At 33.0% G+C, this 10,245-nt stretch carries 11 protein-coding genes and 2 pseudogenes; 5 read left to right on the forward strand and 8 right to left on the reverse strand.

Translation table 11 applies throughout. The features are described 5' to 3' along the window. Window positions 1-55 precede the first annotated feature (55 nt). The 3 genes from ACXX9E_RS29030 to ACXX9E_RS29040 all read left to right on the forward strand — a co-directional run bounded on the left by ACXX9E_RS29030 (window position 56) and on the right by ACXX9E_RS29040 (window position 1,225). Window positions 56-331 (forward strand): hypothetical protein, encoded by a 276-nt coding sequence (locus ACXX9E_RS29030; protein ID WP_458556688.1) that lies wholly within the window; start codon window positions 56-58, stop codon window positions 329-331. A gap of 88 nt (window positions 332-419) precedes the next feature. Next, window positions 420-746: a T4-gp32 family ssDNA-binding protein gene (locus tag ACXX9E_RS29035; RefSeq protein WP_458556689.1), complete on the forward strand. Its 327-nt coding sequence runs from the start codon at window positions 420-422 to the stop codon at window positions 744-746. A 191-nt stretch (window positions 747-937) separates the two neighbouring features. Further along, on the forward strand, window positions 938-1,225 hold the full coding sequence (locus tag ACXX9E_RS29040) for a hypothetical protein (protein ID WP_458556690.1): 288 nt from the start codon (window positions 938-940) through the stop codon (window positions 1,223-1,225). A 1,008-nt stretch (window positions 1,226-2,233) separates the two neighbouring features. Here ACXX9E_RS29040 and ACXX9E_RS29045 read toward each other — a convergent pair. From ACXX9E_RS29045 to ACXX9E_RS29075, 8 genes and pseudogenes are all read right to left on the reverse strand, one after another. Then, window positions 2,234-2,413, reverse strand: a complete 180-nt coding sequence (locus ACXX9E_RS29045; RefSeq protein ID WP_458556691.1) for a hypothetical protein — start codon at window positions 2,411-2,413, stop codon at window positions 2,234-2,236. Window positions 2,414-2,968: 555 nt separating this feature from the next. Next, window positions 2,969-3,196: a hypothetical protein gene (locus tag ACXX9E_RS29050; RefSeq protein WP_458556692.1), complete on the reverse strand. Its 228-nt coding sequence runs from the start codon at window positions 3,194-3,196 to the stop codon at window positions 2,969-2,971. 924 nt (window positions 3,197-4,120) lie between these two features. Then, window positions 4,121-4,573: pseudogene (locus ACXX9E_RS29055) on the reverse strand (T4 family baseplate hub assembly chaperone); the annotation flags it as partial. Window positions 4,574-4,605: 32 nt separating this feature from the next. Then, a complete protein-coding gene (locus ACXX9E_RS29060) occupies window positions 4,606-4,719 on the reverse strand; it encodes a T4 family baseplate hub assembly chaperone (protein ID WP_458556693.1) in 114 nt (37 codons plus the stop codon). Further along, window positions 4,692-4,886: a T4 family baseplate hub assembly chaperone gene (locus tag ACXX9E_RS29065; RefSeq protein ID WP_458556694.1), complete on the reverse strand. Its 195-nt coding sequence runs from the start codon at window positions 4,884-4,886 to the stop codon at window positions 4,692-4,694. Before ACXX9E_RS29065 ends, ACXX9E_RS29060 begins: the two co-directional genes overlap by 28 nt. Window positions 4,887-5,086: 200 nt before the next feature. Then, window positions 5,087-5,503 (reverse strand): hypothetical protein, encoded by a 417-nt coding sequence (locus tag ACXX9E_RS29070; protein ID WP_458556695.1) that lies wholly within the window; start codon window positions 5,501-5,503, stop codon window positions 5,087-5,089. 166 nt (window positions 5,504-5,669) lie between these two features. Then, the gene (locus tag ACXX9E_RS29850) at window positions 5,670-6,011 is read right to left on the reverse strand and encodes a hypothetical protein (RefSeq protein WP_505357994.1); all 342 of its coding nucleotides are present in this window, start codon (window positions 6,009-6,011) and stop codon (window positions 5,670-5,672) included. Window positions 6,012-6,167: 156 nt separating this feature from the next. After that, a pseudogene (locus ACXX9E_RS29075) lies at window positions 6,168-6,476 on the reverse strand (TnsA endonuclease N-terminal domain-containing protein). A 981-nt stretch (window positions 6,477-7,457) separates the two neighbouring features. Here ACXX9E_RS29075 and ACXX9E_RS29080 point away from each other — a divergent pair. Both ACXX9E_RS29080 and ACXX9E_RS29085 read left to right on the forward strand, forming a co-directional pair. Then, complete coding sequence (locus ACXX9E_RS29080; RefSeq protein WP_458556696.1) at window positions 7,458-7,775, forward strand: hypothetical protein; 318 nt, start codon at window positions 7,458-7,460, stop codon at window positions 7,773-7,775. 99 nt (window positions 7,776-7,874) lie between these two features. After that, window positions 7,875-8,060 carry a hypothetical protein gene (locus ACXX9E_RS29085; protein ID WP_458556697.1) on the forward strand — a complete coding sequence of 62 codons (186 nt, stop codon included), beginning with the start codon at window positions 7,875-7,877 and terminating at the stop codon, window positions 8,058-8,060. Window positions 8,061-10,245 lie beyond the last annotated feature (2,185 nt).

A 10,245-nucleotide genomic window follows, 5' to 3' on the forward strand; every position in this document is an offset into this window, starting at 1 on the left:
ACATATAATATAAATTTTAACATACGAAAACATACGATTACATAAGGAGATACATATGTCGTTAAATACACTAAAAAACAAAACTCACTGCTCAATTTGCTGGGCCGAGAAAGAAAACACTTCCCCAGATAAGAAATCATACGTTGATGAACGTTTGTGGAAACCGGAACTGGATAAAACGGGAAACGGTTATGCAGTCATTCGGTTTTTACCACTCGTCAAGGGAGAAGATTTACCTTGGTTTTGGAATCATGCATTTCAAGGTCCGCTTCAATGGTATATTGAGAATTTCTCACCACACTTGGACAGAAAGACCCTGTATCAGAGATGAACAGTGCATACTGGAACTCTGGTGTGGAGTTTGACAAGGAAATTGCTCGCCGTCAGAGTTCGTAAGTTGCAATATCGTTCCAACATTTATGTTGTTACTGATTTTGAAGTTTTGTCGAGAAAACGGAGGAAAGGTTTTCCTGTTCCGTTATGGTAAGAAAATCTTCGACAAAAATCAGCAATTTTGTCTGGCATTTGATGATGAAATTGCAGTCAACCCCTTTGATTTTTGGGAAGGTGCAAATTTCAAACTGAAGATTTGTAAGGTAGATGGTTATTGGAACTATGATAAGTCAGAGTTTGAATTATCTTCTCCATTATTTGATAATGATGATAAACTTGAAAAGGTATGGGTAAATGGTATGCTCTTAAAGAGTTTACCGCTCCTACCAATTTCAAGTCTTATAGTGAATTGAAGAATTGTATGGATGCCGTTCTTGCTGGTACTACTGTTGTAGGTAATGTTGTTGATCTACCCTTGGAACCAGTTGAGACTGTTACTGTAGATACGAAAGTAGGGTTCTGGCCCTACCGTAGAGGTAACAGAGGACGAAAAAGAAGAAGACACATTATCATATTTCGAGAAACTTGCTGAGGAGGATAAATAATGAACAAGTTTTTAACTGCTGTATTTGCAGTAACATTATTTTCATCAACTGCATTGTTTGGGGTTACCGTTGTTGCCAAATTCTGTGAAAAAACCATTACCCTTGTTTGTTCTGGTGATGTATTGCCTGGAACAGTTGTTTTAAGTAATCCACCCAAGGTCAATTGTAAGGACTTTGGACTTGGGCTTTTGATTGGTACTGGTGTTACAATTGGACCTGATGTTAATGTTGATCGAATTGCTAGATTAATATGTTGTTGTCCTTGCGGGGAAAATCGAAAATACTAGAGTTACACCTCTTCCGGTAAAGACTGCTCGAGGATTTCTGGTTGCAGAAGAACGCCTTGAGAAAGACCTTAAGAGTTTGGACTTTCGCCATTCTGTAAGGACTATATCCGCGAACAGATGAACAGTATGGACGTTCATGGTGACATGGTTGAGGAATGCAGGACCTTGAGAAGGGTCTTACCCGTTGGGGTGATAAGATTGTGAAAACGGGGTGCTCTTGTTTCACACAAGAAGACTATCCTCCCGCAATTTTGATCGTCATACTGGTAAGTCTGTTTCAGAACAGTCCCGTCAAAAACGTGGTGTGTCTTGTGCCATAGATGGAGTGAATGATGATACCAATCCAGATTTTACTAAGAAATTTCCTCTTTTGTTACTTGTAATAGGGAATTCTTTATAAAGCGGACATTATCTTGCCGTTTTGTACCGTACAAGATATTGTTAATGGTAAATGTCTAAATGGTAAGGTAAAAGTTGATTAAGACTAAATACTTTTAGATTTATTTATCGTTCTGCAAAAATCCCCTCTTCGAGAAATTGAAGAGGGGTTTTTAGTTAATCTATTCCATACCCTAGAATTATTTACTGCTTACTATATTCCCTTGTGTCTTTTGAACCGTATGATGTGCATTTTTTACTTCCACTACATTTGCAGTTGTATATTTTTGATTGACCATTTTTCCACCACCAATTGCTTGATTTGTCTTTTTAATGCTTCTAATTCTTTTCGGAGGTCATCCAGTTTCTTTCTATCCGTACTGGGATGTCACCCATACCGACAACTTGCTCCATTGCTTTTACTTCTGTTTGAAGTTCCTCACTGACTTTCCTTTAACAGGTATACCCACTGCTTTCTTAATAAAATCAGGTGCCCAATTCTGTACAATTGCTTTTGCTATTGCCGCAAAATCCATATTAAACAAGTTTTAAAAAATTCCCAACCTTGAAATGGGTACCAGAAAAACCATTTACTATCCAATCTCCATAATGATGAGGTTGTCCACAACTCTAGGCCGCTGGGTCAGAAAACAGTTGTTTAACCCAATTTACTACCTTGGTAATCAGACCAAATATTCCACCGCCTTCCACACCACCACCGCCGCCAATCATATCACCAATTAAAATGCTAAAACTAAATGGTTTAATTAATTTTCCTTTGAATCCCAACCAAATACACCCATAATCCAAGGCAGATCTTTTCAAGTATCTTGGTTGACCAATTAACCTCTAACAATTTAGTCAATCCCCCGCTTAAACCGCCGAGAATACCACCTTCTTCATACCCTGCCATAAACCCTGTTATAAAATCAAACGATACATAAGAATAGTGATGGGAAGAAATATCTTACCTAGAATTCTTCCAAAACCCTTTGCAAAGTTGACTATGGTCGTTGCCAATTTGGACATCTTAGTAAGACCCTTACCCAGACTAAACATTGATTTGAAAAATTTTATTATTGGTGCAAAAATTTTTTCCTATTGATGCGAAAAGACCCTTTATTTTGCCTTTTCCTCGTTAGAAACTTCCCAATTTTAATGCTTTTGAACCTTTTATCGAGTTTGTATTTTCCTTTATGGTTTTGTTTAACGAAAGAAAAGCAGTTTACCTGATCGTTCCTTACCTGTAAGAACTTTTTAAGTGGTGCAAATAATTTTGTTAGTCCCTTTCCAGTAAGTGCTTTTAGAAACGTAAATTCTATGTTTAATTGCTGAACCTAACTAATGCAATAAAGACACATCAAGTTAAGGATAATACCTAGACCTAGTTTCTTTCCCTTTTTTAATAGAATTTAAAAATGCTTTATGCATACCTTTTATACCATCATTAATTTGTTGAAATAAGGAAATTTCTTTTCGCCTCTGCATCTCTGCTTTTTTATCTTTTTCTACTTGTCTTGCACCCCCCATTGTTTGTTTCTTGTTATTGTTTGCGGTTTTAATTTGTTCTTGTTGGTTTTCATTACCCCCCATTATTGCTTTTCTAATTTCTTTAAGAGTTGCATTTTGTTCAACTAATTCTTTTACCCTGCTAGTTATTTTGAACTTCCTGTTACCTAATGAATTTGCCCAGGTTTTGTTTAAATTAATTAAGTTTTTTCTTTTGCTTTAAATCCTTAAACTCTTTATTTGATAAATCAAATTGCTTCCTAAATAATTTTTTATCTTGCCTCTCCCTCCATTTCTTCAAAAATCTTATCCTTTATCTGCTTGAACATGAACGTTTGTCAAATTGCTACCTTTTTATCATACCCGCAAATGGACCGGAAAGTGCTTTAAATCCAGAAGAGAAATTATTTTTTAATGCCGTACCAAAAACACCATCCTTTTCGCCTATGTTTTTTGGTTTTTAAACTTTTCGTTGCATCTGCAAATGCTTTTAATTCTGTATTTTCGTCCATTTACTTACCCTTTTTATGTCCACTACCCACATACAAACCAAACCATGCGTTGCCCGCACCCACAATTGTAGATATAAATGCTCTTGATGTTAAGTTGGTAACAGGGGACTTCATAAACCATTGTGTTGATATCCAAAATATAATACCATAACATATCATTAATAATCTAGGAATTACTCTTAACCAATCCATAACCCCAGAAGTCTTGTTATACCAAGTCTTACTCTCATCAAATCCTTGTATAGTTAAAAAATCTGATTTTGTCAACCTCATAGGTTTTTTCTGTTACTAGTACCTGTACTTCTTTATCATCATCACTTTTTCTATTCTTCCTTTATTTTTTAAAGGTTATCATTATATTTTCATTTTACCTTTGTTTTGTTTCTAATTGTTCTTTTTCTTCTTTCAAAAAGTTAATTAACAATCCAGTATAAATTTCAAGTTCCCACGTATTTATATTTTCAAGTTCAGTTATACTGTACTTATGATGTTCGGTTTAGTTAAAGGATGTCTCGTAATAATGCGATACGGTATTGTGAGACATCCCTATACTCATAAAATCCCCCAAACCCTCCAAAAGAACTTCATTTTTCTTTTTTGTTTTTGGGTTTTTACAATTTACAAGATGTGAATTTTTAATTGTATTAAAAAATTCTTGTAATAGTTCAAATTGTTGTTGTTGTGTCATACTTTCAAAAAATTCATCTAAATCTTTAGGAGACACATCTATAATATTTGTTATATCATCTTCATGATGAACTTCTGCTATGCAAGTTTTCAATATATCAAATACTTGTTCAATATCGCTTTTTTTATCATCCACTTTGTTCTGTGTAATATCCTTCATAGTAGGATATTTCATAATCAATTTAATTTTATCAGTTAGTTCAACAATATTAGTATGATCATCTGACATTTGCACTTCTACTTCATCCAAATTTAATTTATAATGTAATTCTTCTCTGTTTTTTCATCATCAGCTTAAAGAATAGATAACGTAATAGTTTCTCCAACCGATTTACTTCTAATTTTTAAAAATATATATTCTATATCAAACATAGGAGTTTTTAAATCACTAATATTCTGAATGTACATTCTTTTACCAGATTCATAACTGCATTATTAATCTGTTTTTCATCTTCACCTTCCAGGTTACTTAGAAGAACTTTTTCTTTTACCAAGAATGGTCTATATTTAATTTCCTTTCCTGTTGAAGGTACAACCAGAGTATATTCTGGTGTAGTTAATTTAGGTAACGCCATAATTTTTAATCCTTTATAATAATCTATTCAATACCTTTGGTATATTACGAGATATATTTCGTTCCACAGTATTCACTACTGTCTTTGTTATTTTTTCCATCAAATCTGGTGATTGTCCTTTATCAGTATTGTAGTTCTGTTCCAATATCTAAAAGAAAATCCAATATCAACCTTTATAATTTCATTCATTGACCCTGCATTTAAATTAATGTTAATAGTTTTTGGGATGCTTCCCAAAGTTTAGTTTCATATCGTCTTTGTTCTTGTTTATCTAACAAATAAATTTCAACCGCTCCGACATAATCATTATAGTAACCCAAATTCCATGTATCAGGATTGAACATATTCTCTTGCCACTGTTCAAAATATTTTCTTTCATCTAAACCAGAACTAGATTGAAATGTTAAAGTTACATCTTCTGCAGAAGTTACGCCTTCAACCACTTCTCTTGTTTTTCCATATACATTTGAATCTGTCATGGTTGCTACATTTCTGCCGGGAAGATTTACACCCTGACATCTTAAAGAAATTTTACGGAGTTTTTGAATACCGCCCGCTCTTTCTCCACCACTATATGCATTTTCTAGACCTCCCCCGCCCATTTTTATAGGCTCCACTAGAGCCTGCTTTAAAATCCGTTTGGAACTGCATATCCATCATCCGCATGATATTCAGACAGAATATCATTTAAGACACCATATGCACCTTCTAAAAATTTGGGAATAATTGCCATTAGATCATTTTCCTTGAATTTCAGACCATACTTCTTTTGCAGATGCTTTCTTAAATCTTTGTACCTTTAAGAGTTGCAATTGTAAATTCATCTGCATCAATCCTACGAAATTGAGATTTGGTATCTTCTGTGAAATACCTATGGAGGGTTGGTTTAATTAAATTTATATTTTTAAGTTTACTGTAATTTACAATCAATTTTGTGCTCTCATCAAATTTTGTGTTGTTAGAAAAATCAACCAATCTATCAAGTAACCTAATTCTTAAAGGGATTGGGAGGTAATGCATATTTATACCCAGAAACCCATCTGGATATTTTTCAATTGGAAGTACAAGAGGAAAGGTATCATAGTAGGTAATTTCTTTTCCATTTTGCAAACATGTCTGTTTCACCAAAATGGTATACTGCTTTGACTACTCCGAATTAAATTCTGATTTTTGTTCTTACCAAATTCCTTAATCTTGTCTTTGTACCATTCAGTAGATTTTGGTCTACCTCTACTAATTTCCTTGACACTTTGTATGTATTTGCTTAGGTCCATATCATTATTATTTATATCGAATGTTGAGGTGATCCTCGGTTAATATCTTAAATTCCATATCATTATTTTCACACCATTCGGTTGCATATTTCCATTTTGCTTCATTGATATTCCATGTTTTTACCTCGCCAAACCATTTTTTGGTCTTTCTCTTTGGATTTTTTAGGGGCGGTTCTTCTTTTTATTTATCCTTTTCATGTTTGACTTCTATGATAAATTCTTTGAGGGAACCATCGCGCTGTTTTACCTTGATATAAAAATCTGGAAAATATCGGTGTACTCTACCATCCCAAGGAGATAAATAAGGTATAATGATCTCTTCACTGTTCGATTCAGGATTTTTTTACTAGTGTCACAATATACCATAAATTTACGTTCCCACATGGAACGATAAATTATTCTTTGTGGATTGCCCTTATACTTTTTGGGATTTTTGGGCATGTATTTACCTTTATAAGACATGGTATATAAATAGTTTTGAATATTTAGGAAGGTTTATTTATGTCATTTTTAGATGTGCTCAAAAATCAAGTAACAAGTCAAGTAACATTTTGAGAGTAGGATGGCTTCAGACTGTTTAAAAAGAGTTCGCGGTAATCTGCCTGGTTCAAGTATTGGAAAGCATCTTCAAATAATAATCCTAATAATGCTGCTATGAATTTAAAAACTAAATTCACAACTCAAAATATAACATATCCACTAAACGTAGAGGGTGATCCTATGCAGGGTCATTATATTATGTTTATGATTAATGGGTTAAGATAGTGCAACACTACATGCTGAAAAAATTGGTATGGATGCTAAAGGTGTTGCTAAAAGATTAAGAAAAATAGATTAATGTAAATGTTGGTGAAAACTTCAATCCCCTGGGACCCTTACCCTTTCCTTCTACAGTTGAAACTCAACAACTATAACATTTTACTTACAAGATCAAATAAAAAAGGGTGGTAAAAAAATGCACTCCCCTTACACTAAAAGATGCGCAACTACTAGATTAAATACTGCAATATCATTGTATATGCCTCCTTCAGTAAGTGTATCTTATGGTATGAATTATGCAGATAAAGAAGTTGGATTGATTTTGAACTGGTTCTAAAGTATTTCAAGAAATTTTGAACACTAAGGAAATGTCATGGGATGCTATATCTACTACGTGGGAACATTGGTTTTGACCTTGGAAAAGGTGTGCTTCGAAGGAGTTAAGATTTTAAGTATTGCCGCCGCTGATAATATTGCTCCCGGTGCATCAACTGTAAGTTGTTAGATAGGGGGCCCAATCATAACACCAAGAATGGAAATGATGTTGGAAGGTGTTAGTCGTAGATCATTTAATTATACCTTTATTTTCATACCCAAAAGTGTTCAAGAATCAAAAATTGTTGAGGATATTATCTATGCATTTAAATTTCATATGCATCCAGAATATTTTGATTCCCAAGTTTTCTGTAAAAATGTTGGAGTAGGTAGAGAAATGACCATACCAAGTACTTTTGATATATCATATATGTATCAAAAATGGCCCAATAATTTTCTCAATAAAATATCAACCTGTTTTCTTAAAACTATGGATGTTCAATATGGTGCAGAACGATTTAGATGTATGAAACCAAGATGAATAAGCTTTTTGGCTTTGCCACAAAGAACTCAAATTACTTTGTAGTTTTTCGGAACTGGAAATCATTACCAAAGAACGGATTCAAGAGGGATATTAATCATGTATTTTTCAAATTTTCCTATTATAGTATATGATGCCGTTGGTAATAATAACTTTAAACTCGTAACAAATTTATTAAAACGTGTTGGTGTTCGTGCAAAGGTTAAAGTTAATACCTTATTCTTTGATACATACGATGTTAAAGAGGGAGAGACACCAGAAAATAATAGACAAACTTTATGGTGATCCATACTATATTGGTTTGTATTGTTTGTAAATGATATCACTGATCGTTATCACCAATCTTCCATGTCATCCTCACAATTTCTTGCATTCATTAATGACAAATACTCTGATGTTGATGCGACTTACCATTATGAAATATCACAAACTTCCGGTGATACAACAATTAAAATAAACGTTGGTACAGTTAATACAGACTATCCTGCTGCAACACTAATTACAAATTTTGAATATGAAGAGTTTACTTGTTGGATACCTTGCGTAAGGTTCGTTTATTAGACCCCGCCTATATTGGAACTTTTGTTGCTGAATATAAATCACTCATTTCTCGAGAGTATATTATCTTTTGAAGGGTTATCTGGTGCTGGTCAATTCAAAATAGATGATGCAAGAATATTAACTTCATCACTTTGAAGTTAATATTTTACCTTCTATTATTGCAATTACCCTCTATGAAGATAGAAATGATGGTCGTGTTGGTAATATACTTATGCAAGATATTGGATGCTGTCGATTTTCTCAATCATTGGTCAAGAATATCTATTTTTAAAAATAAGAACCCCCAGTTTTAAAAAAAGAAACCGCTATCATAGATTACACCAAGAATGCGTTTGTGATTAATAATTTCAAAGAAACCAGAAGTGATATAGGGAATAATGTGCAGGGGTATGTATTAAGTTTTGTTAGTTCTGAACTTATTAAAAATCAAAGAACCAGAGTTAATGAAGTTTTGCGGGGTTCTTATTCAAGTATGGTTTGTAATATGTTGGAAAATTATATAGGTACTAAAAAAGATATTTACTGTGAACCTACAACGAGAAACAAAAAAATAGTAACTCCAATATTAGTCCATTTGGTGTAATTAAGATTTCCAATGAGAAGATTCGTTGAACGAGATAACAATGCTTCTTTCATGTTTTTTGAAAATATAAGAGGGTTTCATTTCAGAAGTTTCTTTAGTATGTATTCAGTAAAACCTCTGTTTTTCATACACAACGTCTAGGTGGGTTCTAAGGTAGGGTAGTTTTTAAATTGATGTTGGCAGATGGACAAACTATTTTGCTTATGAAATTGTTGGTAATAGTGACTTACATGAAATTATACTTTAGGAACATTTGGATCAAAACTTATTATTCATGATATTTTTAATAAAAATTATTCCACACATTTGTACAATTATTTTGAGGTCTTTGATAAAGAATCACATATTGTTGGTACAAACCCCCTAACAGACAAAAAATTAGATTTTCCTATATACAGTGCTACTCCAGTAGATGAATTTGTTCAAGAGTATCAGATTTTCCTTTCCGACAATTTATGTTTCCCACATCAATAAAGATGTGAATGCTCTTTCGGATTCAACTTTTACCACATCTGATAATTCATATCCATTTAGTGCAAACGTACCTCATACATGGATAGAAAACAACTTCACAAAAAACTCAATTAAAATCAGGATTTTTACTTGATGTTCTAGTTCATGGAAATACATTACTGAATGCTGGTGATGTTGTTGAAATGAGTTTTCCTTAGAGTTTTGGAATTAAGACTAGTAAAAAAGAAACAGAAGATAGGTTTTATAGGGGTGCATTTTTTGTTAAAAAAATTACACATAATTTTGATATGGTTGCTGCTAAACACAGTATGAATTTACTGCTTGCAAAGGATTCTTGAAGAAGGAATAATTGATTTCTAGTTAATTTTGCACCAGAATCAAGAAAAAACCAATAGTGTATGATGACCTTGAGGATTTTTATCTTGTTGCTTAAAATATAAATATAGAAGTTAATGGGAATAAAATAATATGAAAACATTTAAAGAATTACAAGAGGGGGTTTACGATCCCAATATATTTAAGTTCACCTTTCTCTTTGGATTTTTTTTCCAGGTAAGTCATACGTCACTAAGAAGATTACTCTTTTGTTTTGGCCCAAGACAATTGACTCTGATCCTCATTTTGAAAAATTAATCAAAGGTGCACTTGTCTCTAAATATGCCTGATGCTGAATATGACTCCCGCTTAACCATTGCGTCTTAGATCTAAAAAATGTACGTGAAAAACGAAAGAAAAATTATCTTGAAGTGGCCGTTTGGGAGTAATTATTGATGGTACATTAAAAGATGCTGATAAATTGATTTTTAATCTAAGGGATTGATGGAACTAGGATATGACACTCATATGATATTT

This window comes from Pseudomonas sp. GNP014, from assembly GCF_054344005.1.